Annotated in this window: 21 protein-coding genes; 6 read left to right on the top strand and 15 right to left on the bottom strand. The window is 62.2% G+C overall.

Annotated features, from left to right (window positions below):
* The 3 genes from ACKUUH_RS11885 (at position 1) to ACKUUH_RS11875 (ending at position 3,800) form a co-directional block, all read left to right on the top strand.
* The gene (locus ACKUUH_RS11885) at positions 1–2,229 is read left to right on the top strand and encodes an ATP-binding protein (protein ID WP_407950135.1); all 2,229 of its coding nucleotides are present in this window, start codon (positions 1–3) and stop codon (positions 2,227–2,229) included.
* Between the two features lie 21 nt (positions 2,230–2,250).
* Positions 2,251–2,712 carry a hypothetical protein gene (locus tag ACKUUH_RS11880; protein WP_407950134.1) on the top strand — a complete coding sequence of 154 codons (462 nt, stop codon included), beginning with the start codon at positions 2,251–2,253 and terminating at the stop codon, positions 2,710–2,712.
* A 107-nt stretch (positions 2,713–2,819) separates the two neighbouring features.
* Positions 2,820–3,800 carry a replication-relaxation family protein gene (locus ACKUUH_RS11875; protein WP_407950133.1) on the top strand — a complete coding sequence of 327 codons (981 nt, stop codon included), beginning with the start codon at positions 2,820–2,822 and terminating at the stop codon, positions 3,798–3,800.
* A 129-nt stretch (positions 3,801–3,929) separates the two neighbouring features.
* Here the strand turns inward: ACKUUH_RS11875 and ACKUUH_RS11870 are convergent, their stop codons facing one another.
* The 10 genes from ACKUUH_RS11870 to ACKUUH_RS11825 all read right to left on the bottom strand — a co-directional run bounded on the left by ACKUUH_RS11870 (position 3,930) and on the right by ACKUUH_RS11825 (position 17,446).
* A complete protein-coding gene (locus tag ACKUUH_RS11870) occupies positions 3,930–4,643 on the bottom strand; it encodes a sulfite exporter TauE/SafE family protein (protein ID WP_407950132.1) in 714 nt (237 codons plus the stop codon).
* A 6-nt stretch (positions 4,644–4,649) separates the two neighbouring features.
* On the bottom strand, positions 4,650–5,087 hold the full coding sequence (locus ACKUUH_RS11865) for a YqaA family protein (protein ID WP_407950131.1): 438 nt from the start codon (positions 5,085–5,087) through the stop codon (positions 4,650–4,652).
* Positions 5,088–5,118: 31 nt separating this feature from the next.
* On the bottom strand, positions 5,119–6,441 hold the full coding sequence (locus ACKUUH_RS11860) for an MFS transporter (protein ID WP_407950130.1): 1,323 nt from the start codon (positions 6,439–6,441) through the stop codon (positions 5,119–5,121).
* 54 nt (positions 6,442–6,495) lie between these two features.
* Positions 6,496–9,705 carry an efflux RND transporter permease subunit gene (locus ACKUUH_RS11855; protein WP_407950129.1) on the bottom strand — a complete coding sequence of 1,070 codons (3,210 nt, stop codon included), beginning with the start codon at positions 9,703–9,705 and terminating at the stop codon, positions 6,496–6,498.
* Entirely contained in the window at positions 9,695–10,951 is a 1,257-nt protein-coding gene (locus tag ACKUUH_RS11850; protein WP_407950128.1) for an efflux RND transporter periplasmic adaptor subunit, read from the bottom strand. Before ACKUUH_RS11850 ends, ACKUUH_RS11855 begins: the two co-directional genes overlap by 11 nt.
* Complete coding sequence (locus ACKUUH_RS11845) at positions 10,948–12,234, bottom strand: TolC family protein (RefSeq protein ID WP_407950127.1); 1,287 nt, start codon at positions 12,232–12,234, stop codon at positions 10,948–10,950. Before ACKUUH_RS11845 ends, ACKUUH_RS11850 begins: the two co-directional genes overlap by 4 nt.
* A 53-nt stretch (positions 12,235–12,287) precedes the next feature.
* On the bottom strand, positions 12,288–12,674 hold the full coding sequence (locus tag ACKUUH_RS11840; RefSeq protein ID WP_407950126.1) for a hypothetical protein: 387 nt from the start codon (positions 12,672–12,674) through the stop codon (positions 12,288–12,290).
* Between the two features lie 175 nt (positions 12,675–12,849).
* Positions 12,850–14,013 (bottom strand): tyrosine-type recombinase/integrase, encoded by a 1,164-nt coding sequence (locus tag ACKUUH_RS11835; RefSeq protein ID WP_407950125.1) that lies wholly within the window; start codon positions 14,011–14,013, stop codon positions 12,850–12,852.
* Between the two features lie 251 nt (positions 14,014–14,264).
* Complete coding sequence (locus ACKUUH_RS11830; protein WP_407950124.1) at positions 14,265–15,578, bottom strand: ferric reductase-like transmembrane domain-containing protein; 1,314 nt, start codon at positions 15,576–15,578, stop codon at positions 14,265–14,267.
* A 188-nt stretch (positions 15,579–15,766) separates the two neighbouring features.
* The gene (locus ACKUUH_RS11825; RefSeq protein WP_407950123.1) at positions 15,767–17,446 is read right to left on the bottom strand and encodes a sulfatase; all 1,680 of its coding nucleotides are present in this window, start codon (positions 17,444–17,446) and stop codon (positions 15,767–15,769) included.
* 248 nt (positions 17,447–17,694) lie between these two features.
* On the opposite strand from ACKUUH_RS11825, the gene ACKUUH_RS11820 reads away from it, so the two are divergent.
* Positions 17,695–18,672 carry an NAD(P)H-dependent flavin oxidoreductase gene (locus ACKUUH_RS11820; protein ID WP_407950122.1) on the top strand — a complete coding sequence of 326 codons (978 nt, stop codon included), beginning with the start codon at positions 17,695–17,697 and terminating at the stop codon, positions 18,670–18,672.
* Between the two features lie 54 nt (positions 18,673–18,726).
* Here the strand turns inward: ACKUUH_RS11820 and ACKUUH_RS11815 are convergent, their stop codons facing one another.
* Complete coding sequence (locus ACKUUH_RS11815; protein WP_407950121.1) at positions 18,727–20,184, bottom strand: flavin-containing monooxygenase; 1,458 nt, start codon at positions 20,182–20,184, stop codon at positions 18,727–18,729.
* A 17-nt stretch (positions 20,185–20,201) separates the two neighbouring features.
* Positions 20,202–21,887 (bottom strand): AMP-binding protein, encoded by a 1,686-nt coding sequence (locus ACKUUH_RS11810; RefSeq protein ID WP_407950120.1) that lies wholly within the window; start codon positions 21,885–21,887, stop codon positions 20,202–20,204.
* Between the two features lie 107 nt (positions 21,888–21,994).
* Between ACKUUH_RS11810 and ACKUUH_RS11805 the strand changes: the two genes are divergently transcribed.
* Positions 21,995–22,732 carry an SDR family NAD(P)-dependent oxidoreductase gene (locus ACKUUH_RS11805; RefSeq protein ID WP_407950119.1) on the top strand — a complete coding sequence of 246 codons (738 nt, stop codon included), beginning with the start codon at positions 21,995–21,997 and terminating at the stop codon, positions 22,730–22,732.
* 15 nt (positions 22,733–22,747) lie between these two features.
* Here the strand turns inward: ACKUUH_RS11805 and ACKUUH_RS11800 are convergent, their stop codons facing one another.
* The 3 genes from ACKUUH_RS11800 to exbB are packed head-to-tail and all read right to left on the bottom strand — an operon-like array spanning position 22,748 to position 24,843.
* Positions 22,748–23,494, bottom strand: a complete 747-nt coding sequence (locus ACKUUH_RS11800) for a TonB family protein (protein ID WP_407950118.1) — start codon at positions 23,492–23,494, stop codon at positions 22,748–22,750.
* The gene (exbD, locus tag ACKUUH_RS11795; protein ID WP_407950117.1) at positions 23,491–23,916 is read right to left on the bottom strand and encodes a TonB system transport protein ExbD; all 426 of its coding nucleotides are present in this window, start codon (positions 23,914–23,916) and stop codon (positions 23,491–23,493) included. Before exbD ends, ACKUUH_RS11800 begins: the two co-directional genes overlap by 4 nt.
* Positions 23,917–23,919: 3 nt before the next feature.
* Entirely contained in the window at positions 23,920–24,843 is a 924-nt protein-coding gene (exbB, locus tag ACKUUH_RS11790) for a tonB-system energizer ExbB (protein WP_407950116.1), read from the bottom strand.
* A 264-nt stretch (positions 24,844–25,107) separates the two neighbouring features.
* Here exbB and ACKUUH_RS11785 point away from each other — a divergent pair, with 264 nt between their 5' ends.
* The gene (locus ACKUUH_RS11785) at positions 25,108–25,620 is read left to right on the top strand and encodes a PAS domain-containing protein (protein ID WP_407950115.1); all 513 of its coding nucleotides are present in this window, start codon (positions 25,108–25,110) and stop codon (positions 25,618–25,620) included.
* Positions 25,621–25,718 lie beyond the last annotated feature (98 nt).

The following is a 25,718-nucleotide window of genomic DNA, read 5'->3' as shown; positions in this document are numbered from 1 at the left end:
GTGCACGGCCTCGATTTCACGAAGCCGGAGCATGTCATTCTCGGGGCGATTGTCGCGACATTCTGGCTTTTCGTGCTGATCTTCCTCGCGCCCTTCGCGATCCTGATTGCGGTCGCGGGTCTCGGTTACTGGCTTGTGAGCGCGATCTATAACCGGCCGGCGGCCCGGTTGGCGCGGGGCCGCGCGGACGCCATGCGGCTTTACGAGGCGGCACTCGTCCTCCAGAAGGAGAAGGGCTTTCCGGAGGCGGAGGCCTTCCGCTCCCGGGTCTGGGACCGGCTCTCCGAGCTTCTCGACGAACGCTATCCATCGCTTGGCATCGCCGCGGAAATGGTGACGCTCATCGAGGCGCTGTATCGGGCGGAGGGTTTCACGGGCGAGATTCCGGAACCGCCCATGGGAGTAGGGGAGATCGAGCTCGCGCGTTACCGCGACCGGATCGGGGCTTTGACGGCGAAGTTCGGCCGGCCGGAGGTGATCGAGCGGGCCTATGAGACGCTGCTGCTTGCGCTTTGGGATTTCTGCCGGTTGTTACCGCCGAACGCGCTCCAGACCCGTGATGAGCTTCTCGAAGCCGCCGAAGCCGGCCGCCTGACCGGGCCCTTCGCCGTCCGGCTGATGGACGCTTTGCCGAAGACAGGCGAAGCGGTCGAGGCGCTGGCACTCCCGTTCTATCTGCAGGACGCGGTCGAGGCGGGGCTTTTTGGCCTGCTCCGGGAACGGCTGTCGCGCAACCAGCATGGCGCCTCGGGCCTTCCCTATGAGCCTCAGTTCTACGACTCGCCGAAGCTCGTGAACCCGTCCGGCCATGAGGGCAGCGCAGACGAGATCGTCCATGCCTATTTGAAGGAGACACCCTTCGAGGGGCTCTTTTCTGCGGGCATTCCCCTGGAGATTCCGGACAGCGCCCGGTTCGAGCATCACTGGATCGTGGCGGGCTCCGGCCATGGCAAGAGCCAGACGCTCCAGTATCTGATCGCGCATGATCTCGACCGCGTCGCGAAAGGCGAGGGGAGCGTCGTCGTGATCGACTCGCAAGGCGACCTCATCCGCAATATCGCGGGGTTGAAGATTTTCGCGGCCGGCGAGCCGCTTGCCGGCAAGCTTTGTCTCATCGATCCGACCGATATCGAATATCCGCTCGCCCTCAATCTTTTCGATGCCGGCATGGAGCGGATCAATGCCTATCAGCCTCTTGAGCGGGAGCGCCTCATCAACGGCGTTCTGGAGCTTTACGATTTCGTGCTGGGGTCGCTGCTCTCGGCCGAACTCACCCAGAAGCAGAGCGTGATCTTCCGCTACATCACAAGGTTGATGCTCCATATCCCGGACGCGACCATCCACACTTTCCGGGAACTGATGGAGCCGAAGGGCTACGAAAAGTATCAAGGCCATATCGAGAAGCTCGACGGCACGGCGCGGGCGTTTTTCGAGACCGAGTTCATGAGCAAGCAGTTCGAGGAGACGAAGCGCCAGGTGGTCCGCCGTCTCTGGGGCATTCTCGAAAACCGCACCTTCGAGCGCATGTTCTCGCATCCGCGAAACAAGCTCGACCTCTTCAGCGAGATGAATGCAGGCAAGGTGATCCTGATCAATACGGCGAAAGATCTCCTGAAGCAGAACGGCACCGAGATCTTCGGGCGCTTTTTCATCGCGCTGATCGCGCAAGCCGCGCAGGAACGCGCGACGCTCGCACGAGGCGACCGGCTGCCCACCTTCGTCTATGTCGACGAATGCGCCGACTATCTCGATCAGAATGTCTCGGTGATCCTCGAACAGGCGCGGAAGTTCAATGTGGGAATGGTTCTGGCGCATCAATATATCGGGCAGCTGTCGCCGAAACTGCAGGAGAGCTTTGCCGCGAATACCAGCATCAAATTCGCGGGCGGCGTCTCGGAGAAGGATGCCCGTGCCTTGGCGCATATGCTCAGGACGACGCCGGAATTCATCGGCGCGCAAGGCAAGGGACAGTTCGCCGTCTCGATCCGCAATATGACCCAGGGCGCGATCTCGCTCGGCTTTCCCTTTGGTCACCTCGAAGCCCTGCCGCGGATGAGTGCGGAAGAGACGGAAGCCGTCCGCGACGAGATGCGGGCGCGCTATGCCGTCCATTGGGAGGAGGTTGAGCGGGAGAGGGAAGAGAAGGAAACCTCGAAGAAGGATGCCGAACCGGTGATGCCCGCAACCCGGCCCGCTCCGATCGACACGGCGCCGTCGAGCGACTGGTGAGACGTTGATGATAGGAAGACCATGACGCCGGCTGATTATATGCGCGAGATCGTACTTCCAACGCTGGCGGAGTTCCGGGAAGATCGGCGGACCCGGCGGCATGCTTATCTGGCCTGCATCGTTGCTTTTCACATCAAGGACCACTTGAAGCAGGCAGGTGAGAAACATCCAGAAGAAAAGTTGCGCGCGGTGACCGGCGGAGCCTTTGATCTGGTCCGCAGCGTCTGTAACGGCGCGAAGCATGTAGTGGCTGACAAGTCGCATGCGACAGCCTTCACAGCGGGCCGCGATGTCGACAGGCCGCCGGCGGTTGCGGGGCAAATGATGGTCGGCCTCTCATTTCTCGGCGACGCATATGGCGGCCGATCGATTGTGACCGACGATCGGCTCGTCGATGTCTATGTATGCGTCTGGCGCGTGGTTGCTGCGGCCATGTCGCAATATCCGGAACATTTTCGAGAGATGAAGATATTCGATCTGTAGATCGAATATTTATCGCCTTCTCTTAGGTATCCGTATGCGCACCCAGGTGAGCATGGCTGATCATGGCGCACGTTTTCCCGTGAAGCGGGAAGTGCTATGCGATCGTCATGACAGGAAAACCGCGCCGCTCCCGCATGAAAAGGCAAGCGACGGGCAAGAGACTTGATCTCACGCCACGCGATCTTGCGATCTTCGAACTACTGGAGCGTTATCGCTATCTGCGCTCGACGTTCATACACGCGTTCGTTGGTGGAGCATCGGAAACGCGTTTCAAGGAACGGCTCGGCGATCTCTACCATGAAGGCGGCTATCTGAACCGGCCCGAGCAGCAGTGGGAGACGGCGCATTCCCGCTACCTGCCGGCCGCCTATGAGAACAGCGATCGAGCCCGGGAGGTGCTGGCTGCGCATGGGAAGCCCGCCGAACCCTGTCCGCATATGCCATACGGGGCGAGCGGCGCAGGGCGGCAATTCGTGCATTCGCTGATGATCTGTGAGGCTCTCGCCTCTATCGAGCTGCAAACGATCGGCCGTCCGGACGTGCGTTTCGTTCCTTGGCCGGAAATTCTCGCCAAGGCACCGGAAAAGACCAGGCGCTCGGTTCTTCCGCTTCGCTTGTCCGTTCCCTGTCCATCCTTGTCTCAACGCGATACCCGAATCCCCAGTAGAGGTCAGGTCATTCCGGACGCAGTTTTCGGGCTGGAGTATCTGGTTGGCGCATCGACGTATTATCGGTTTTTCGCTCTCGAAGCCGACCGCGGAACGATGCCCATCATCCGAACAGGGGTTGGTCAATCTGCCTTTCTCGCCAAGCTTTCGATCTATGAAGACCTGCTTGCTGCCGGCGGGCACCGATCTCATTTGGGTATTCCCAATCTCCTCGTGCTGACGGTCACCGCGTCCGAGAGTCGGAAGAGACATATTATGTCGGCGCTGTCGAAGCGCTCCGGCGACAGTGCGCCATTTCTGTTCAGCGCCGTTGGCCAGAAACGCCCTGGCGCAGATGGTTGCGGATTTGAAGCTCTCTCCGGCGTGCCGTGGCAACGCGTCGGTCATGCCTCTTTGGACATATTCGAGGCCAAGCCCTGATACGACTTCCGTATTGCGTTCCGGACGCTCAACCCGGCATGCTCGTGTCTCGCTTCTGTCGTCGCCGCGGACGTCCATCGCGGGTCGCGAAGACAGGGCCGCATGCGGCATTGTTCGAAACAAACCAGGTCAGATGAACACGAACAGGGACAACGCAAGGAATGTGACGCCGGCACAGCCTTCGAGCGATCGCATAGCCCGCTCGACAAGGATCGGCCGCGTGGCGACAAGTCTCATTATGCCTTGCCGTGCAAAAATGCTTGCGCAAGCGACGCCGCAAAGCGTCGTCGCCACGCCCACCATCATGACGCCGGCGAAGGCGAGGCCCGCTTCGGGTGCGCCCCGCGAAACGGCATAGGTCATGATAAAGAGAGTGAGCGGACAGGGAATGAGGCCGACGATCACGCCAACGCTCATACCTTCGGCTGCATGGTGACGCACGCGCGGCGGCCGGAAGGCGCGCCACAGCATCCAGAACCCGATCAGGCCGAGAAAGCCGCGGCTGATATCCTCAAGCAGCGGCGCGCGGCCGGCACTGCCGAGAACGGCGGAAACCACCGGCAGGGCGAAGAGCACGATGAGGACCGCCATGCCGACATGCGTGAGGGATAGGACCAGCGCGGTCGCGAGGCCGCGCACGATATCCGCAGGCGATCCGGCAAGATAGAGGGCAAGAACGGACTTGCTGTGCCCCGGCATCAGTGCGTGAACGGCGCCGAACGCTATCCCCAGCGGGACGAAGGTTACAATGGCAAACCAGCCGCCATCGCCTGTAAAGGTCCGAATCTCTCCGGCCAGGACGCGATACATCTCTTGCTGAAGTGTAGCGATCTCCTGAAACAAGCCCGGTCACCCCAGATTGATGGCGGTAGCGGCAAGGACGATGTACCGCAAAGTCTTTGCAATTGCGACCAGCGCAAGGAATGTCGGAAAAGGCTCCCGGAGAACGCCGGCAGCAAGTGTCAGCGGATCGCCAATGATCGGCATCCAGCTCATGAGCAGCGACCATTTTCCGTACCGGCGGTACCAGACGCTTGCCTGCTCGATCTTCTCCGCGCTTACCGGAAACCAGGGCCGGGTTTCGAGATGCATGAAAGCTCTTCCGAGCCCCCAATTGACCGTCGCCCCGAGAATGTTTCCGGCGCTGGCGACCGCAACAAGCGTCCATGCCGGGTAGGTCTCCGTCATCAAAAGACCGACGAGAACGGCTTCCGACTGCATCGGCAGGAGCGTCGCCGCCACGAACGCGCTCAGGAACAACCCCGCATAAGCGCCCAGATCGAGCATTCGACAATGCCTTCCTTCTGCGCCGCCGATTTCAGCCCAGCCGGGGCCAGCTGCGATGATGGCTGTCTATCACATAGGGATGTGCATGACGAAAGCCCTGCCCGGTGGGGGCCGCATCTGCGATATGCGGATCGCCGTCATCGAGGGATCGATGTTCATGCTCGATCGTCTCCGGGTCGTGCCGGGGCCACAAGCCCGTCGCAGCAACAGCCGCTACGGCAGCGATCAGTGAGAGCACGGCAGACGTTGCCGACAGTCCGGCCGCCGCGCCGAGCCAGCCGGCGAGCGGATAGGTGATCAACCAGCAGGCATGCGACAAGGCGAATTGTGCAGCGAACAGAGCCGGCCGGTCTTCTGGTGCGGCGGACCGCCGAAGCAGGCGTCCCGAGGGTGTTTGCGCGATACCGTAACCGAGTCCGAGCCCTGCCCAAAGAGGCAGCACCCAGTTGTACCCCGGTACAACGGCAGCAGCGAGAAGACCGGCAACAAGGAGCCCTGCTCCGGCAAGCATGACCGTGCGGTCTGCAACAGCATCCAGCAGCCGGGGCAGAAAGAAGGCGGCGGCCATCGAGCCGCCACCAAAGGCTGCCAGAGCAACAGCCGTCGATTGCTGCGAGAGCCCGAAACCCGCCTGAACGAGAACGACGGTATTGACGATCACCATGGCGCCAGCCGCCGCAACGGCGAGGTTCAGTGCAAGCAGCCCGCGCAGGCGCGGTGTGGCGAGATAGATGCGGAGGCCGAGCACGGTTCGCTCATAAATACCGCGATACTCGCTATGCTTCGGACTCGGCAGCACGACGGAAACCACCAGCACTGCTGAAGCGATAAAGCCCAACGCCGTGCCTGCAAACAGCCCATGAAAACTGATGACCGTCAGAAGTGCCGCTGCGGCCATGGGGCTGAGCAGGCTCTCGAGATCATAGGCGAGGCGCGACAGGGAAAGCGCTCGCGTGTAGTCCCGTTCGTCCGGAAGCACATCGGGAATGGTTGCTTGAAATGTCGGCGTAAAAGCCGCCGAAGCCGATTGCAAAAGAAAGATCAGTACATAAATCTGCCAAATCTCGGAAACGAAGGGGAGCGCTAGGGCAATCGACGCCCGCACCAGGTCCAGGCTTACAAGCAGGGTTCTTCGCGGTACGTGTGCGGCGAAGGCGGTGGCGACCGGGGCGATACCCACGTAGGCGGCCATTTTGATCGCGAGCGCGGTCCCAAGTACGGCACCGGCCTCTGCACCGGCGAGCTCATAAGCCAGAAGGCCCAGAGCCACCGTCGCGAGACCGGTGCCGATGAGGGACAGCGCTTGCGCGGCAAACAGATGCCTGTAGGTCCTTTGTCTGAGTACTCCAAGCATGACGCTACCCGAATGGGAATCCCATGTGTTGCGGCAAGGGACGTCTTCTATCCCTCATTGAGAGCCCGCAGGAACCATATGCGGGTCGGCTAGTGGCTTGCCACCCTTCCCGTGCACAAGGCGATAGAGCGCTGGAAGAACAAGCAACGTCAGTATCGTCGAAGACAATATGCCGCCGATTACGACGGTCGCGAGCGGCCGTTGGACCTCGGCCCCGGCGCCGACGTTGAACGCCATCGGCACAAAACCGAGACTGGCGACAAGCGCGGTCATCAGCACCGGCCGCAAGCGTGTCAGCGCACCTTCGCGGATTGCTGCGTCGAGACCGATGCCGTCCGCGCGGAGCTGGCGGATGAAGCTGAGCATCACCAGCCCGTTGAGGACCGCAACGCCCGAAAGGGCGATGAAACCGACGCCGGCCGATATTGAAAGGGGCAGGTCTCGCAGCAGCAAGGCCGCGACGCCGCCGGTAAGAGCCAGCGGAACACCGGAGAAAACGATGGCCACGTCCCGGACAGACCGGAACAGGGCGTAGAGCAGGCCGAGAATAAGCAGCAAGGCGGCCGGAACGACCAGTTGCAATCGCTGTGCCGCCGATATGAGCTGCTCGAATGTGCCGCCATAGCTGACCCAGTAACCGGTCGGGATTTCGACTTCCGTATCCACCCGGTCGCGCAACTCGTTTACAAAGGAGCCGAGATCGCGGCCGCGGACATTGGCGGTGACGACGACCCTTCGCTTGCCGTCCTCCCGGCTGATCTGGTTGGGACCGATTACGATGTCGATTTCCGCCAGGTTCTCTAGAGGCACGAATTCGCGCGGGCCCGACCCCGACAGAGGAAGCGGCACGCGCAGTCTTCCGATCCGGTCGACATCGCGCCGCAGGGCTTCGGGCAACCGCACCACGATATCGAACCGCCTGTCGCCATCGAATATCTTTCCGGCGGTCCTGCCACCCATCGATATTGAAATGACGTCCTGGAGATCGCCGATATTGAGACCGTAGCGAGCAAGTGCCGCGCGGTCGGGGGTAATCTGCAACACCGGCAATCCGGTAATCTGCTCAATGCCGACATCGGCAGCGCCGGGGATACCGTTGACCACACTTTCGACAGCTTCGCCAAGGCGCAGCAGTTCGTCGAGATCGTCGCCAAAAACCTTGACGGCTACGTCCGCCCTGACGCCGGACAGAAGTTCGTTGAACCGCATCTGGATCGGCTGGGTGAATTCGTAGTTATTGCCCGGGACGGATTCGGCCACGGCCTGCATCTCCGCGACAAGCTGCGCCCGCGGCTTTCTCGGGTCCGGCCAGTCGCTCCGGTCCTTGAGCATGATGAATGTGTCGGCGACGGAGGGGGGCATCGGGTCCGTCGCAACCTCGGCGGTACCGATCTTTGTGAAAATCCTCTCAACCTCGGGGAACGGTGCAAGCTCCGCCTCGAGCGCCTGCTGCATCTGCAGCGCTTGACTGAGGCTTGTTCCCGGGATGCGCAAGGCATGGAGAGCGATATCGCCTTCATCCAGGTTCGGGATGAACTCCGATCCCATACGGCTCGCCGCAAGCGCCGATATTGCCACCAGGACGACAGCAGCCGCTACCATCGCGGTCCGAAATTTCAACGCGGCATCGAGGATCGGGGCATAGAGCCGCCGTGCCCAGCCCATCAAACGGCTGTCCTTTTCCGCAACCCTTCCGGTTACGAACATCGCAACGGCCGCCGGAACGAAGGTGAGGGACAGAAGGAGGGCAGCCGTCAAAGCCATGACGACGGTAATAGCCATCGGATGGAACATCTTTCCCTCGACGCCGGTCAGGGCGAAGATGGGCACATAGACGAGGGTAATGATCGTCACCCCGAACAGGGAAGGCCTTATGACCTCGCTGGCGGCGGATGCCGTAAGCGCGAATCTCTCGTCACGGTCGAGCAGACGCCCGAGGCGGTGCTGAGCCTCGCCCAATCGCCGCAGACAGTTCTCGACGATAATGACGGCGCCATCCACAATGAGCCCGAAATCGAGCGCACCGAGACTCATCAGGTTGCCCGAAACCTTCGACTGGACCATGCCGGTGACCGTCAGCAGCATGGAGAAGGGAATTACGGCGGCGGTGATCAATGCCGCCCGGATATTCCCGAGCAGCAGAAAGAGAACCACGATGACGAGTAGCGCCCCTTCCAGAAGGTTCTTTTCTACCGTCCGGATCGTCCGTTCGACGAGGTCCGTGCGGTCGTAGACCGCCACGGCCTCGACGCCCGGGGGCAACGCTTTCGCCGCCTCCGTAAGACGTTCGGCCGCGGCGCGGGCCACGACGCGGCTGTTCTCTCCCGCCAGCATGAATACCGTTCCGAGGACCACCTCTCGGCCGTTCTCGGTTGCCGCCCCCGTTCGCAATTCCTCGCCTGTCGCGACATCGGCAACATCCGCTATGCGGATCGGCGCTCCCGAACGATTGACGACGACGACCTGCTTCAGATCTTCTATCGCCGACGCCTGACCGGGAACGCGGATCAGATATTGTTCGCCGTAGCGTTCCACATAACCCGCACCGACATTGGCGTTGTTCTTCTCAAGCGCGCTTACAATTTCGGCCATCGTGAGGCCGTATGCCGACAGCCTGTCGGGATAGGGCGTGACGTGATACTGCCGCACGAAGCCGCCGATGCTGTTGACCTCGGTGACGCCCGGTGTGTTCCGGAGTTGTGGCCGGATGACCCAATCTTGCAGCGTTCTCAGATCCTCGGATGTATAGGCAGTCCCATCCGGTTTGCGCGCATCGGGATGTGCCTCCAGCGTGTACATGAATATCTCGCCGAGGCCTGTCGCGATGGGTCCCATTTCCGGACTGACGTCTTCCGGTAATTGATCGCGCGCACCCTGCAGCCGTTCGTTGACGAGTTGGCGGGCAAAATAGATGTCGGTACCGTCCTCGAAAACGGCCGTGACCTGGCTCAAGCCGTAACGGGATATAGACCGCGTGTAGTGCAAGCCAGGCAAACCTGCGATGGCCGTTTCAATCGGGAAGGTAATGCGGCTCTCCGCCTCGAGCGGCGTGAAGCCCGGCGCCTCGGTATTGATCTGAACCTGCACATTCGTGATGTCGGGCGTGGCGTCGATCGGCAAACGCTGGAAGCTCCAGACGCCGATCGCAACGGACAACAGCACAAGCGCCAGCACGCCCCAGCGGAAGCGGATCGACCCGGCGATGATGCGTTCGAGAAGAGGGGGCCGCAATGCTTCCGCACCGGCATTTGCGTCAATGGTCATGGCTCGCTCCCGACTTCTCGATATCCGCGCGGATCAGGAAAGCGCCCTCTGTCACATATTCCGTGCCGGGTTCGAGTCCGCCCAGCACTTCGGTCCATTCGGGCGTGCGCCGCCCAAGCTCAAGCATGCGCACCTCGTAGGTGTCGTCGACCTTTGCATAGACAACAGTGAAATCGCGGAAGCGCTGCAGTGCCCTGGTGCGGACGGCGAGAGGAGCGTCTTCGGTGGCCACCTCGAAGGAACCTTCCACGCTCATGCCGGGGCGGAAATTCGCCGCGGCCGATGGAGGCAGGACGACATAAGCTATAAGCGTCTGGCTATTGACGTCGGCGACAGGCAACACGACCTCCACTTCGCCCGGCGTCTGGACCTTATTCGAGAAACTCCGAACATCGACAGCCTGACCGGCCCGGATATTTTCCGCGTCCCCCGGATAGACAAAGAATTCGGCGTGAAGCCGTGTCGGATCGGCGACGACGAACATCGGGCGGTCGCTGATCACGTCGCCGACATTGGCGCCTTTCGCGACGATCACGCCGTTCGTAGGCGCAAGCACGGAATATTCGCGGAGGCTGTGACTCGCTTCAATGCGGGCGAGAATTTGTCCTTTGCGCACCTCTTCCCCCAATGCGCCGCGCATTTCCACGATGCGTCCCGGGTACTGACCGCGAATTTCGTTCTTGCCTTCCGGAACGATCTCGATGCGTCCGGTCAAATCGACAAGACGCTTTATGGTTGCAGGCCCGGCAATTTCTGTTTCGATTCCGCCCGCGCGCGCGGCCTCCTCCGAGATGATCGTCCGGCCCTCATAGGATTCGTAGGACCACTCGTGTTTCCGGCCGTTCTCCGCTGCCCGGACATGGACGTCGAATGAGTGCGGTTCCACGACCACGCCGTCTCCGCGCAGATAATCCTCCTGTGGCGTAAACGCGAAGCGGTCGACACGCCCGCCGAGCCGGTGGAGCTCAATGCCGAGATCGATGCCGGCGGGAGCGATCGGCTTGTCCGACCGATAGGCGTAGACACGGAACTCGGGATCGGCCCCATCCTCGAAGATGGTGATTTCTACCGCGAAATCCTCATGGCGAAGGATTCGGCCACGATGAGGGCCACGTTCATACTCCTGGTCCACGGAGGGTTCGTCATGGCCGTGGCCATGATCGGAAGAAGGAGAATCGTCGCAGCCCGCGATCAATACGAGCCCTGTGACCGCAGCCATCAGGCGGCCGATAAAGGCATGAGTCATTGCTTGTGCTCTACATTGGAAAGGAGGGAAACATGGCGGTCGCTCAGGCGATCGAGACGCATGCCGTCGAGGTGGAAACGGCGAAGCAGGTCGATCCGGCGGGAATAGGCATCGGTCAGCGCACGCTGAGATTCCGTTACATCAAGAAGCGTGAAGGCGGTACCGCCACGATTGAACCCCTCACGGACCAGCGCCAGCGCCCGTTCGAGTCGGGGAAGGATCTCGGCGTCCAGCCGTCTGATTTCAACTGCACCGGCGGATTGTGCGGCAATCAGCCTGGCTATCTCGCGTTGCCGTCTGTTCCGCGCCGCGGCAATATCGATCTCCGCCGCCAGCTGTTCGGCTTGAGCACGTTCGATACTGCTCCGGTTGGTATCGTAAACACCGAGAGGTATAGAGACACCGAACACGACGGCAACATCGTCATCCGCGGAGAAGTGACGGAGCCCAGCGCGCAATGAAACATCCTGGACGCTGTTCGCTTTTTCGAACCGGACACGAGCGGCGGCCGTCTCACGCGCCGCCGTCAGGAGCGCGAGGTCTGTGGGGTCGTCGAGTTCCCCGTTCATCGCGAGCCGGGTGAACTCTGCCTCATCCAGCCGGAAATTCCCGTCCCCGCCCCAATAGGAGGCGAGCGTCGCGCGTGTAGTCTGCGCACTCAGCGCGGCCTGTTCGCTGTCTATCTGCGCCTGGGAGAGCATTGCAAGGACGCGCTCATGCGCGAACTGCGGATCGAGAGCCCTGTCGGCGCGGCGTTGAAACTCGCGTTCCATCTGTTTGACCGCCGCGAGCCGATCGTCGGCGAGCGCCGCCGCGGCCTGCGCCGCAATTGCATCGATCCATGCGGCCTGCACCTCCGCCGCCAGATCGAGCAGGTTGGCGGTCCTTCGCTTTTCGGCCAGCGCCAGTTCCGCTCCGGCGATATCCGTTCGGGCCTTTCGTTTGCCGCCCCGTTCCCACAGCTCCTCGTAATAAAGTGTGGTCGACGTCTCGTCGAAGCGCGAATAATTGCCCGAACCTGCGAAATCCTCCATTTCAATACCGAGAACCGGGTTGGGTCTCGTATCGGCCTGGTCGAGACTGGCCTCGGCGGCCCGGATATGTGCGGCGCCGGCTCTCGCTGTCGGGTCGTAGTCAATTGTCCGCGCGAGAATGTCGGACAGGCTTAGAGTTTGAGGCTGTGCGATTGCGTCGGTCCCTGGAAGCAGGGCGAGGAGTGCAACGCCGAATGGCAACACAAGCCGATAGAGCGCCAGACGGCGCACATCGCGGATGAGCGGCATGATATGATCTCACAGGCAGACGTGAATTAGGCCGCATCCGGAGATGCGGGTGGTCAAACGCTGGCTGAGAGATGTTTGGGAGGGCGTTCGGGGCCTTGGATCGGCATATCGGAAAAGGCGTGCTCCGGCGTAATCGCCAACCTGTCCTCGTTCCGATCAATGTATATGCCGACGCTGGCCCAGATGGGCAAATTTGACTGGCAATCCCCGTGGTGATGATGTCCAAGGCCTGCAGCGCCATCCCAGTCCGCCGTGTCGCCGCTTCCGGCGAAGGCGGCAGCAAGCTGATTGACCGGATGATGACCGTGCTCGCCCTCCACGTCTCCCTGATGCCCCAGTTCGTGCAAGGCCTGCACGGTGCACACCGCTGAAAAAGTGACCGTCAAGACAATGCACAGCATCGTCAAGGCAGCTTCCAGCGGGGATTGGCGGCGCGTCATCCCGCGATCTTATGGACGAAGAGCATAGATGGCAAGGTTGTGGCCTTACGACCCAGGCAGCAGGCCGCCAGACTATGTCTTAGACGGCCTGGCGCATTGGGGAAAAGTCCGTTTCAAGCCTTGGAAATGAACCACCGATGCTGGAATGCAAAGGTGTCGCTTTTGTTGGGAGATATCAGGTGAGGGAACGTAGCAGTCTTTCCCATTGATCTATGGCATCGCGCATCTCATCCAAATAGGCATGCCGCTGGTATACGGAGACAATACCGCTTGTCGTGCCGGAGATGTGGTTCAGAAGCTTTTCGGTCACATGAACGGGAACGCCGAGAGCCGCAAGATTGGTCGCGCAGGTGCGCCTGAGATCGTGCAGGGTCCAATGCGCTATCGTGCATCCCTTGTCGAAGTTCGGTTTGCCCTTTGACCATCCGTCGAAGGGGGTGCTTTTCCCGCGAGCAGGGAAGAGCAGTTGCGGTTTTCCGTCGTCAGGTTCACCTTCTTCTTTTGCCTGTAGAGCCCTCACAAGCGCTCTTCGCAATATCTCTTCCGTCACATCTCCGAATGGAAGTATGTGCTGGCGTTTGTTTTTTGTGACTGTGCTCGGCAGCGTGATCGTCCGTTTCTCGAAATCGATCCAGTCCGACTGCAGCGATACGATTTCCCCCCGACGCTGTCCGGTCAGGAGAAGCAGTTGAACGATATAGTTGAATGTTGTGTCGTTCGCTTGCGCGTGGCTGAGAACAGCCTTTATTTCATCGTGAGTCAGGACGCGATCCCGTGCGGCGGAGCGCCTTGGCGCCTGAAGCCGTTCGCATGGACTGCGGTCGACATAGCCACGCCTGAATGCCCAATTGAAGAACAACCGGATCACCCCGAAGGCGTGATGCGCCTCGGCCGGCGTGCGATGCATTCGGTCTACAATCCGCGAGATTTCCCGCGGCTGAATATGTTCCAGCTTCTCGTGACGAAGCGATGGAAGAAAATGCTTCTCCAGAATACGCTTGGTTTCAGCCCGTGTTCGCGGCTTCGGGTAGTTCTCGGGAAAATGCGTGGCTATGAAGAGCTTGATACCGGACTCGAAATCGATCGGCGGTGCCTCATGTTTGCCGAGCGTACGCTCGGCAAGGATCTGCTTTGCCGCCTTCCTCGCATCCTGGAGGCTGATCGTAGGGTAGCGCCCGATTGTCGTCCGCTTGCGATTGCGCCCGTGAACGACAACGAAGGATTTGACGCCTCCCTGCGATATCCGCACGCCGAAGCCAGGCAAAGTGTCATCGGTATACGTCACTTGCCCCTTGACAGGCGGCTGCAAAGTTTTCAACGAAATGTCGGTGAGGCGCATTCTTAGGCTCCGCCTAGGCTCTCACATGGGCCGTGTAGGGACGATTTTGTATGTTCCAGTATGTTCTTATAACTATATGATTTTCAATGAATAAATTCACTTATGGCGAAGCTATGTTCAGCCATGAAAAGCGGAGAAATTTTGCTACGAATCTGAGGGTCGGACGTTCGAATCGTTCCGGGCGCACCATTTTCGCCAATCATCAGGGCCGTTCATTCCGAGCGGGCGGATGCCGGACCCGTCGTTCCTCCTCACCGGAACTCGAAAAGCTCGTACCTGATCTGATGGCCGGGTATGCCGTGCTCAGTTACATGACGGCGGACCGCTCCGAGCAGGCCCTTGGGACCGCAAAACGCGATATCGAGAGACGCGGCATCGGCACCGCGCAGGATCTCGTCGAAGCGGCGGGCGAAATCCTCCGATGCCGGCCCGTTTGAAATCGGCACAAATTCGATTCCGCGCATTTCCGCGAGCTCTCTTAGCACGTCGATATCCGGGAACACCCGCCCCGGCGTGAAGAAGTAGAACAATGTCACCTGGCCGAACTTGCCAGCATTCTCATCGCTCATCCATGCAATGAATGGCGAAATTCCGACGCCGCCCCCGATCCATATCTCGCGGTGGCACTCCGGCTTCCTTTCGAAGCGGCCGTAGGGCGCATAGACATCGGCATGCATGCCCGGCTCCACCATGGCGACGAGCACCTTCGTATAATCGCCAAGGACCCGGATAACGAAACTGATCCTGCCATCGGCACGCGGCGCCGAGGCAATGGTAAAGGGATGGGGCTCGCGCAATCCATCGACTCTCATGCGCAGGAATCCGAAATGACCGGCATGAAAGGCGGCGGGGCGGCTTACCGGCTCCAGTTCGATTTCGACCGCAGCAGGACCGCGCGTGACATTCACGACCTTGTAGTGGCCATGCCGCGCCACGAGCGGGTAAAGCACCAGCTTGTAAGTGGCGGCAATCACGGCCAGCGCCGACAATCCGGCAAGCCACATTCCGGCGGCGCTCTCGAGCGCCACGGGCGACTTGATGCTGAGCCAGTGGGCAACCACGATCAGGAAGAGCGGCCCCGACAGGCGGTGCCACCACCGCCACGCGCTATACGGAATGTTCCGATTGAGCGCGAGAATGACGATCACAATCAGCGCGACAAAACTTGCTTGCCGCACGAAGCGGGTCCACGCGGGCTGCAGGCTGAGGATCGCCTCGGCGCTCCACAGCGGATCGTCGGCCTTGAAAAGAAGATGCACCGACGCGAACACAAGCGCAAAGACACCCATCCATTTGTGAGCGTCGTATACGCGGTCCAGTCCGCCGAATATGCTTTCGACCGCCTGCCAGCGTGCAGCCAGAATGGCTGCAAACGCCATCAGCGACAGCGCCGAAATCCCGCTGGCAAGGCTAAGCGTGGCAAGTGTCAGCCAGGTCTCCGAGGGAATCTCCACCAGGGTCACGATCAGGCTGACAGCCGTGATTACGATAATCGCCTGCCACGACTTCATGTTACCTGTCTCCCCGGATTGATGTGATTGAGGGCCGTGCTGGAATTCCAGCATGCATCCGGGTATGCGGTATCGTCAAACCGGGCCCTGTGCCGCTCCGCGCTTGTGTCTTGATCCGGCAGGATGCGTCATGCCTTGCGACGGATATTCCGCTCTGGTCGGACGTCCGGAAAAAGAAACGCCGCCTCTGCCCGTCAAAGCAGAAAGCGGCGCTTGACGTATCGGCGCGCTGGGGAAATCCGTCAGCCCGGCCAGTAGATATATTCGTCCTCTTCCGTTGCCGGCTCTTCCAGCGTCTTGTCGATGGTGACCGGCATTTCGCCGACCGCCGGGAAGAGCGGCGCGCGCTGCGTTGCGTTATGCGCCTCGATCAGCGCCCTGAGCTCCGCAACCTTTTCCGGATTTTCCTCCGCGACATTGCGCTGCTCCGTCGGATCTTCGTCGAGATGGAAGAGCCATGTTTTCTTCGGGCGCTCGGCAAACTGAAGCTTCCAGCCGCCTGCGCGAACGGCATGGTAGTGCCCGTCCCGCCAGAAGATCGGACGCTCGGGCGCGGGACCCGCCGCGGTGCCGGTCGCGTAAGGCAGAATGTCGATGCCGTCGATCACGCGGTCCGTTGGGAGCGGCGCACCCGCCGCCGCAACGATGGTCGGGAAAAGGTCGAGATGCGCGACCGGCATGTCCCGCTCCGTGCCCGGCGCAATCTTGCCCGGCCAGCGCGCGAAAAGCGGCACGCGAATGCCGCCCTCGAAATAGGTGAGCTTCCAGCCGCGATAGGGTTTGTTCACGTCCGGAATGCCGATATAGCCGGGCGCGCCATTGTCGCTGGAGAAGATAACGAGCGTATTCTCGTCGAGCCCGTTGTCTTTGAGCGCCTGCAGGACGCGGCCGACGCTGCGGTCGAGCGCAACGATCATCGCCGCATAGACGCGCAAGCGCTCGTCCTTGATCTCCGAAAGCGCGTCGTAATCCGCTTTCGATGCCTGCAGCGGCGTATGCACGCCCCAATGCGCGAGATAGAGGAAGAAGGGCCGGTTGCGGTTTGCTTCGATCGCCTTCACCGCCTCGTCCGTATAGAAATCCGTGAGATATCCCTTCGGCTCGAACCACTCGCTGTTGTTGTAGGACGTCGCATATTGCATCCGTGCCCAGAGGAACTGGTCGATGGGATCGAAAGGCAGCTTCGCGTTCACGACGTCGGGGCTGTCCTCCGGCAGGAACAGTCCGCTTTCCAGCATCACGCTCTCGTCGAAGCCCTGCGCATTGGGCAGGAACTCGGGCGAATTGCCGAGATGCCACTTGCCGATATGCATGGTGTGATAGCCCTGCGGCTTCAGCGCCTCGGCCAGCGTGATCTCGCTGCCCGGCAGGCCCTGTTCCCTGAAGGGCGGTGCGTTCGCCGCCGCTTCCTTGTCGAACAGCATTTCGTGCCGCCGCGTGCCGTCATTGTAGAAGAGGTCCATTATCCGGGTCATGCCGGGCGGCGTCGGTGTGAATTCGAAGCCCGTGCGCGTTCCGTAGCGCCCGGTCATGATCATCGCGCGCGAAGGTGCGCAGGCCGCCGTGCCCGCATAGGCATGGGAGAAGTTCGCACCGTCCTTCGCGATGGAGTCGATGTTGGGCGTCTGCACGAGCCCGTCCGCCGCGCCGCCGCCGAAATAGCTGATATCGTTGAAGCCGAGATCGTCGGCCAGGATGACGACGACGTTGGGCGGCCGCTGTCCCGCCGGTGCGCTCGCCGTTTCGGGGCCCTTCTGCCAGACGATCTCGCGGTTCGGCGCGACAGGGGTCGCATCCCGCGCGCGCTTCGCCACGACATAGAGGATGATGTCCTTGCGGAAGCCGTAGCCCGTTCCCGCCAGCGCCGCCAGCACGACCGCGGCTGCCAGCGCATAAATCTGCCACTTCTTCAGATTGCCCATCGGTTCCCCCAGACCCTCAGTTGAAACTATTGGCACTATTAATGGCATAAATTAAGCGGCCGAGGAAGCCTGCTTGCCGCAGCGGGGGGCGGGCGGCCGGGCAGAAAGGCGCAACCGGCTGTTCGCGGCTGAACGGCGGCAGCGCGCCTCCCAAGTTCCGAAATCGCACCGATAAGGCTATCTTGGCTCCAGCAACCGGCCGCCGCCCCTGGCGCCGCGGCACAACAAGCATTCGGGAGACGTCCTTCATGAAGACGCGCATTACGGAACTCTTCGGCATTCAGCATCCGATCGTCCAGGGAGGCATGCATTTCGTCGGCCTCGCCGAAATGGCGGCCGCCGTTTCGAGCGCCGGCGGCCTCGGCATCATCACGGGCCTCACCCAGCCGACGCCGAAGGATCTCGCCAACGAGATCGCCAAGTGCAACAAGATGACCGACAAGCCCTTCGGCGTGAACCTCACCTTCCTGCCGGGCTTCGCCAATCCGCCTTATCCAGAATACATCAAGGCCATCATCGATGGCGGCGTCCGCATCGTGGAAACGGCGGGCCGCAGCCCGGAAGCCTACATGCCGGCGATGAAGGAAGCGGGCATCAAGGTCATCCACAAATGCACCTCCGTCCGCCACTCGCTGAAGGCCGAGCGCATCGGCTGCGACGCCGTCAGCGTCGACGGTTTCGAATGCGGCGGACATCCGGGCGAGGACGACATCCCGAACATGATCCTGCTGCCGCGCGCCGCCGAAGAACTGAAAATCCCCTTCGTCGCTTCGGGCGGCATGGGCACTGCCTCGCAGCTCGTGGCCGCGCTCGCGCTCGGCGCCGACGGCATCAACATGGGCACGCGCTTCATCGCCACGAAGGAAGCGCCCGTGCATGAGAACGTGAAGAAGGCGCTCATCGCCGCGTCGGAACTCGACACCCGCCTCATCATGCGCCCGCTCAAGAACACGGAGCGTGTGCTGAGCAATCCGGCGGTCGAGAAGATCGTCGCGATCGAGCGCGAGAAGGGCGCAAGCCTCGGCATCGAGGACATTCGAGAGCTGGTGGGCGGCGTCTATCCGCGCGTCATGCAGGAAGGCGACATGGATGCGGGCGCCTGGAGCTGCGGCATGGTCGCGGGATTGATCCACGACATCCCCACCTGCAAGGAACTGATCGACCGCATGATGTCGGAAGCCGAGCAGATCATCCGCAAGCGTCTCGAAGGCCTGCTCGCGGCCTGATCTGCGCGGACATTGAAACGCGTCAGGGGCGGCTCTCGGGCCGCCCCTTTTTCGTCACGCCATCTCGAAATCGTCCCATTGAGGCTCGCTCATGTCCGCTTCGAATTTCTCGAAGGTCCATGGCCATGAGGCGATATTGCCGTGGCGGTCGATGTACCAGCTGCTGCAGCCCGTCGCCCAGACCGTGCCGGGCAACGCCTCGCGGATCTGCTCGTTGAAACGCCGCGAGGCTTCGCGCTTTGGCGCGATCTCCGAGACATTGCCGCGCGCGAGGCGCTGGATCAGTTTCAGCGCGTAGCCGAACTGGTTCTCCGCCGTCAGCAGCCATGAGAAGTTGCCGATCGGGCTGTTCGGCCCGCCGATCATGAACCAGTTGGGGAAACCCGGCACCGTCACGGCGAGATAGCCCTGGTTGCCTTCCGCCCAAACCTCATCGAGCGTCCGCCCATCCTGGCCCCGCGCCTCCATCGGCCGCATCAGCTTGTGCGTGTCGAAGCCTGTCGCGAAGACGATGACGTCGAGTTCGTGAAGCCGTCCATCGGCGGTGCGGATGCCGCGTTCCTCGATCCGCTCGATGCGGTCGGTCACGAGCTCGGCATTCGGATGCTGGATCGCCTCGTAGAAATTCTCCGACAGGATCAGCCGCTTGCAGCCCACCGCGTAGGTCGGCGTGAGCTTCGCCCGGAGCTCCGGGTCGCGCACGCTGGTTTCGAGATAGTCGCGGCAGACCTGCACGAGCTTTTCATAGGCGCGCGGGTTGGCGCCGACGATGGCGGCGGCGAACTTCGAATTGTTCTCATGCGAGATGCGCTCATACTCCGCCTGCAGCAGGTCGGGCCTCTCGCGGAAGAGAGCCTTCTGCTCTTCCGGTATCGGTCCTTGCGGCAGCGGCGCGATCCATTGCGCGGTCCGCTGGAAGAGCGCGTAATGCGCGACTTCAGGCACGAGCGCACCGGTAATCTGCGTCGCCGTCGAGCCTGTGCCGATCACGCCGACGCGCTTTCCCTTGAGCGAAAGACCGTCCTTCCATCGCGCCGTATGAAAGGCGTCGCCCTCGAACGTATCGATGCCCGGAATGTCGGGATAGTTCGGATGATGCAGGACGCCGGTGGCCGTGACCACCGCGTCGAAGGCGCCTTGCGGTCCCGACGTGGTCTCGATCTCCCATCGCCCGTCGCACCAGCGGGCGCTCGACACTTCCTCACCGAAGCGGATCGAGCGCTCCAGGTCGTATTTGCGCGCCACGTTCTTCAGATAATCGAGAATTTCATCGCCCGGCGCGCAGACGCGGCTCCACTCCGCGTTGGGCTCGAAGGAATACCGGTAGCCATGCGAAGGCACGTCGCAGGTGACGCCCGGATAGCGGTTGTCGCGCCACGTGCCGCCCAGCGTCTCCGCCTTCTCATAGATGGTGACGTCCTGAAAGCCCGCCTCACGCAGCCGGATAAGCGCCATCAGGCCCGATGCACCTGCGCCGATCACGGCCAGTCTCAATTGTCTCGCACCCGTCATGCCGCACCCGCCTGTTGCTATGCCGTCTTCGCGACTTCGAGCTTCAGCTCCTCGATCATCGCGTCGCGGATCTGGAACTTCTGCACCTTGCCCGTCACCGTCATCGGAAACTCGCCGACGAAGCGCACATAGCGCGGCACCTTGTAATGGGCGATCTGCCCTTTGCAGAAGTCCTTGATCTCGTCTTCCGTCGCGCTCTCGCCGGGCTTCAGCTTCACCCAGGCGCAGATCTCCTCGCCGAATTTCGGGTCCGGCACGCCGACGACGGCCACATCCTCCACCTTCGGATGCCGGTAGAGATATTCCTCGATCTCGCGCGGATAGACGTTCTCGCCGCCCCGGATCACCATGTCCTTCAGGCGGCCGACGATATTGCCATAGCCTTCCCCGTCGATGGTCGCGAGGTCGCCCGTATGCATCCAGCCCTCGGCGTCGATGGCCTCTGCCGTCTTCTCCGGATCGTCCCAATAGCCGATCATCACCGAATAGCCGCGCGTGCACAATTCGCCCGGCGTGCCCGCCGGCACCGTGTTGCCGTCGAGATCGACCGCCTTGCATTCGAGATGCGGCTGCACCCGCCCGATGGTCGAAACGCGCCGCTCAAGCGGATCGTCCTCGCCCGTCTGGAAACTCACCGGGCTCGTCTCCGTCATGCCATAGGCGATGGTGACGTCCGTCATGTGCATGTCGGAGATCACCCGCTTCATCACCTCGACAGGGCAGGGCGATCCCGCCATGCAGCCTGTGCGCAGCGAGGAAAGATCGAATTTCGCGAAATCGGGATGGCCGAGTTCCGCGATGAACATGGTCGGCACGCCATAAAGCCCCGTGCAGCGCTCCTTCTCCACCGTCTGCAACACGGCGAGCGGATCGAAGGCATCGGCCGGATAGACCATGGTCGCGCCATGCGTGAGACAGCCGAGATTGCCCATCACCATGCCGAAGCAGTGATAGAGCGGCACGGGAATGCAGAGCCGGTCGCCTTCCTTCAGGCCAATCGACCTCCCGACGAAGAAGCCGTTGTTGAGAATGTTGAAGTGGGAAAGCGTCGCGCCCTTCGGCAGGCCCGTCGTCCCGCTCGTGAACTGGATGTTGATCGGCTCGTAAGCGTCGAGTTCTTTCGCCGTGCCCGCGATGGCGCGCTTGTCTTCCGCCGTCGCGCGCGCCGCGATGCCGTCGAAACCGAGCCAGCCTTTGGCCGGTGTGCCGCCGATCTGGATCGCGTGCTTCAGATGCGGCAGCCGCGCCGACGCGATGACGCCGGTGGAGCGCGCGATCTCTGGCGCGAGTTCGTTCACCATCGCCACATATTCGGATGTCTTGAAGCGCTCCGGCGTCACCAGCGCGGTGACGCCCACCTTGTTCAGCGTGTATTCGAGTTCGGAAAGCCGGTAGGCTGGATTGATGTTGACGAGAATGATGCCGGCCTTCGCGGTCGCGAATTGCGTCAGCGTCCATTCCGCGCAATTGGGCGCCCAGATGCCGAGCCGGTCGCCGCGCCGGAGCCCAAGCGAGAACAATCCGGCGGCAAGAGCCTCCGCCTTCGCGTTCAACTCGGCCCAGCTCCAGCGGATGCCCTGATGAACGGAGACCAGCGCCTCTCCATCGGGCCACCGTTCTGCCGCAGCGGAAAGCGCATCGCCGATCGTCTCCTGACGTAGCGGCGGCGTCGTTGCGCCGCGCACATGAGACAGCTGCGTCATTTTTCTTCCTCCCTTTACCCGAAGCGTGCCTCTCCGCATGCGGCCGGTCAATTGGATAAGCCCCGTGCCTTGTGATAAATCCGATGGTTCGCAAGGGAGGAAACGCAATGAAGGACATGGATTTCACCGGCAAGCGTGCGCTCGTCGTCGGCGGATCGAGCGGCATCGGCAATGGCATCGCCCATGCCTTTCGCGAGCGCGGCGCCGAGGTCCACATCTGGGGCACGCGCGCCTCGGCGAAGGACTACGAAGGCACCGAAGGCTCCGGCATGACGGGCCTTCACTACGCGCGGATGGATATTTCCGATTTCGACGCCATCGAGGCGTACAAGCCGCCCTTCTCCTCGCTCGACATTCTCGTGCTCTCCCAGGGCACGGTCATCTACAAGCGCGGCGAATTCAGGATGGATGGCTTCCAGAAGGTCATGGATGTGAACCTGAACAGCCTCATGGCCTGCGCCATCAAATTTCACGACATGCTGGCCGCCGCGAAAGGCACGCTCATCACCGTGAGCTCGACGGCGGGCTTCCATGCGACGCGCGGCAACCCCGCCTACAACGCATCGAAGACGGGCGCCGTCGGTCTCACGCGCACATTGGGAGAGGCTTGGGCAGGCGACGGCATCCGCGTGAACGGCATCGCGCCGGGTCTCGTCGATACCAAGCTCACGAAAGTGACGACGGACGATCCCAAGCGCCGCGAAATGGCTATCCGCGGCATCCCGGCAGGCCGCCTCGGCACGCCGGAGGATATGGCGGGCGCCGCGCTCTTCCTCGCCTCGCCGCTCTCCTCCTACATCTACGGGCAGACGCTCATCGTCGATGGCGGGCTGATCTTGTCCTGAAGCAGTAAGTCGCGATCACCGGTCGAGGTTGAAGCGGATCGGCACGGTCACTTCGAGCGTCGGCCCGGAGATCGCGTCCGGCAGGGGCGGGAAGGGATCGGCTCTCACCACCGTTTCCAGCCCGCCGGCATCGAGCTGCGAATTACCCGAACTCTTGCCAAGGCTGTGCGAGAGAAGCTTCCCTTGCCGGTCGATCTCGAAGCGCACATAGACGACACCCTCCTGGCCGCGCCGCTGCGGCCCGCGCGGATAGCGCTTGTAGCGTTCCAGATGCGCGAGCAGCATCTGCTGATACGTGGGCAGGGCGCGGGTCCTGGCGTCGCTCGGCGCGGCATTCGCGGGTGCTGCGGTCGTTGCGGCGGGCGGCAGGTTCTGCGCGCGCGGCGCCGTCGCCTCCTTCACTTCCTTCTTTACCGGTTCGGGTTTTTTTTCCGGTTCCGCGACCGCGTCGCGCGGCAGCGGCGGTTCGGGCAGCGGCGCGGGCTCCACGATCTCCTCGGGTGTCTCTTCTTCCTTGGGGCCCTCGGGCAGGTTCGTTTCCGGCACGGGCGGCGCGCTCACCATCGGCGCGAGATCGATCGTGAAGGCAGCCGCACTCTCCTGCGGCGGCTCATGACCGAACTGCCAGAAGATGACCCCCGCCGCCACCGCCGCATGGGCGGCAATGGCGAAAGCGGCGCCGCCTCGCCAGAAAGGCGCAACGCCGGTATGCCCCGCCTCGCGAGGAGAAATATGAGCCCCACCGGAGAGAGCGATGCTCATGGCGCTGCCGCGGCTTCCAGGCTGACAAGGGCGATTTTCAGATAGCCCGCGCGGCGAAGCTCGTTCATCACGTCCATCAGCGCGCCGTAATCGACCGTCTTGTCGGCGCGCAGGAAGATGCGCTGCTCGCGGTCGCCGCCCGTCTTCGCTTCGAGAGCGGCAGCAAGCCCCTCTTCGCTCACCGGTTCCTCGCCGATGAGCAGGCCGAGATCGGACGTCACCGACAGGTACAGCGGCTCCGTCGGGCGTGGCTGCGGTTCGGCATTGGCCGAGGGCAGGTCCACCGGCACATCCACCGTCGCAAGCGGCGCCGCGATCATGAACACGATCAGCAGCACCAGGATCACGTCGATGAACGGCGTGACGTTGATTTCATGAACTTCGGCGAGATCGTCGTCGCCATGATCGAGACGGACGGCCATGGCTCAATCCGCCGCCTTGGCGAGCCGCGGGCGGCGGCCCATGTCGAGGTCGCGGCTGACGAGGCGCAGCAGTTCAGCCGAGCTGTCGGCGACGAGCGCGCGGTAGCCCGCGATCGAGCGCGAGAAGGAGTTGTAGATCACCACCGCCGGGATGGCGGCGACAAGGCCGAGCCCCGTCGCGAGCAGCGCTTCGGCGATGCCGGGCGCGACGACGGCGAGGTTCGTCGTCTGCGTATGCGCGATGCCGATGAAGCTGTTCATGATGCCCCAGACCGTGCCGAACAACCCGACGAAAGGCGCCGTCGCGCCGATGGTCGCGAGCACGCCCGTGCCGATGCCGATTTCGCGCGCGGCATTCGCCTCGATGCGCTGGAAGCGCCAGGCGATGCGTTCCTTCACGCCTTCCTTTTCGGGCGTGTCGCCGGAAATCGCGACTTCCTGAATCGCCGCATCGGCGAGCAGCGTCACCGGGCCTCTGGATTTTGCAAGGCCCGCGCCCGCTTCGTCGAGAGAGGTTGCGGCCGCAAGCGTTGCGAAGGCGGCTCTGGCGCGGCGGCTGGCGCGCGAAATTTCCAGGTGCTTGGCAAACCAGATCGTCCATGTGACGACCGACGCGAAGACGAGGCCGATCATCACCGCTTTCACAACGATGTCGGCGGCGAGGAACATGCCCCAGGGCGAGAGGTCGGTGGGCAGGGCGAGGCTCGTCTCCGCATCCGCGGCGCCTGCCAGCCCTTCTTCCGTGACGCCGATGGCGCCTTCGGGCATTGCGGCGCCTTCGTCCGGCGCCGTGCCGGTGAGCGTCGGTTCCGAAGCGGGGGTCTCCTGCGCCATTGCGGGCGCAGCGAGGAAAAGCGCGCCGGCCAGCGCCGCAAAACAAAGCTTGAGCAGAATTGCGTGCCCGCAGAACGCTTTACCGTCGGTCATGTCGTCACCATCTGATCTCGGCGTATCGTCGCACCATTGGGACGCCTTCGCCATCGGCCGTTGTTCAAACACAAATAATAATGCTTCGCAATATCATTCAACCGGATACTGCCGCCTGTTCTGCGCCATTCCGGGTCCTCAGTCTAATACCCTGAAAAAATTGGCGTTTTTATAGGCTTCGTAGCGTACTAGGCTCACACACGGCTGCGCGAATTGTCGCGGGGGCTCCCGCGGTAGAGCAGCAGCGCCAACGGGGGGACCTGCATGAGCACCGGGAATGTGCAGAGACGCGCGATCACCCTGCCACCCATCGCACTCGACGCCGAGTTGGACTTCAACCATCCGGCGTTGAACGAAGGTCTCGCTTATTGGCGCGAGAAGGCGGCAGGCCGGGCCATGCCTTGTCTCTCGGACATCCGCCCGGAGGAAATTCCCGGCATCCTGCCGTACCTGTCGCTTTTCGAAATCCGCCGCGCGGGCGGTGCCTCCGAAATCTTTCCCCGGCTAGCCGCGCCGAAGATGGAGGAAGTCTTCGGGCCCCTCCACCAGAAGCCGCTCCACACGGTGCTCGCGCCGGAAATCCTGCAGCGCTGGGAGGGCGCGGTGCGAACGGTGATCGAAATGGGCGCGCCCCTTCGCGGGGCGGGCGAGGTTCTGCATGAAGGCAAGTCCTTCATCGCCGCCGAGCTTCTGCTCGCACCGCTGAGCCGCACCGGGGGCGAAATCGACCTGATCTTCCTCCTTTCGCATTTCGACCTGTCCCCGCCATCCGCCTGACGCGCCCACGGCCCCGCTTGGTCCGGCTGCCCCCGCGATATACTCTCCCGCCACACTGCAAGAGCGCCCGCCACGAGGCGCCGATTCGCACAGGGACA

It is taken from the genome of Parvibaculum sp., from assembly GCF_045863935.1.
Classification (GTDB): Bacteria; Pseudomonadota; Alphaproteobacteria; order Parvibaculales; family Parvibaculaceae; genus Parvibaculum.
The sequence above is the reverse complement of the archived record's forward strand: the minus strand, read 5'-3'. Positions and strand labels throughout refer to the sequence as shown.

Coding starts and splice junctions, on each gene's coding strand:
- ACKUUH_RS11860 (WP_407950130.1), bottom strand. CDS start 6,441: ATGCTTGGAGTACTCAGACAAAGGACCTACAGGCATCTGTTTGCCGCG.
- exbD (WP_407950117.1), bottom strand. CDS start 23,916: ATGGCCGTCCGTCTCGATCATGGCGACGACGATCTCGCCGAAGTTCAT.
- ACKUUH_RS11830 (WP_407950124.1), bottom strand. CDS start 15,578: ATGCTGGAATTCCAGCACGGCCCTCAATCACATCAATCCGGGGAGACA.
- ACKUUH_RS11820 (WP_407950122.1), top strand. CDS start 17,695: ATGAAGACGCGCATTACGGAACTCTTCGGCATTCAGCATCCGATCGTC.
- ACKUUH_RS11800 (WP_407950118.1), bottom strand. CDS start 23,494: ATGAGCATCGCTCTCTCCGGTGGGGCTCATATTTCTCCTCGCGAGGCG.
- ACKUUH_RS11880 (WP_407950134.1), top strand. CDS start 2,251: ATGACGCCGGCTGATTATATGCGCGAGATCGTACTTCCAACGCTGGCG.
- ACKUUH_RS11840 (WP_407950126.1), bottom strand. CDS start 12,674: ATGACGCGCCGCCAATCCCCGCTGGAAGCTGCCTTGACGATGCTGTGC.
- exbB (WP_407950116.1), bottom strand. CDS start 24,843: ATGACCGACGGTAAAGCGTTCTGCGGGCACGCAATTCTGCTCAAGCTT.
- ACKUUH_RS11815 (WP_407950121.1), bottom strand. CDS start 20,184: ATGACGGGTGCGAGACAATTGAGACTGGCCGTGATCGGCGCAGGTGCA.
- ACKUUH_RS11835 (WP_407950125.1), bottom strand. CDS start 14,013: ATGCGCCTCACCGACATTTCGTTGAAAACTTTGCAGCCGCCTGTCAAG.
- ACKUUH_RS11850 (WP_407950128.1), bottom strand. CDS start 10,951: ATGACTCATGCCTTTATCGGCCGCCTGATGGCTGCGGTCACAGGGCTC.
- ACKUUH_RS11785 (WP_407950115.1), top strand. CDS start 25,108: ATGAGCACCGGGAATGTGCAGAGACGCGCGATCACCCTGCCACCCATC.
- ACKUUH_RS11805 (WP_407950119.1), top strand. CDS start 21,995: ATGAAGGACATGGATTTCACCGGCAAGCGTGCGCTCGTCGTCGGCGGA.
- ACKUUH_RS11865 (WP_407950131.1), bottom strand. CDS start 5,087: ATGCTCGATCTGGGCGCTTATGCGGGGTTGTTCCTGAGCGCGTTCGTG.
- ACKUUH_RS11810 (WP_407950120.1), bottom strand. CDS start 21,887: ATGACGCAGCTGTCTCATGTGCGCGGCGCAACGACGCCGCCGCTACGT.
- ACKUUH_RS11875 (WP_407950133.1), top strand. CDS start 2,820: ATGACAGGAAAACCGCGCCGCTCCCGCATGAAAAGGCAAGCGACGGGC.
- ACKUUH_RS11825 (WP_407950123.1), bottom strand. CDS start 17,446: ATGGGCAATCTGAAGAAGTGGCAGATTTATGCGCTGGCAGCCGCGGTC.
- ACKUUH_RS11855 (WP_407950129.1), bottom strand. CDS start 9,705: ATGACCATTGACGCAAATGCCGGTGCGGAAGCATTGCGGCCCCCTCTT.
- ACKUUH_RS11845 (WP_407950127.1), bottom strand. CDS start 12,234: ATGCCGCTCATCCGCGATGTGCGCCGTCTGGCGCTCTATCGGCTTGTG.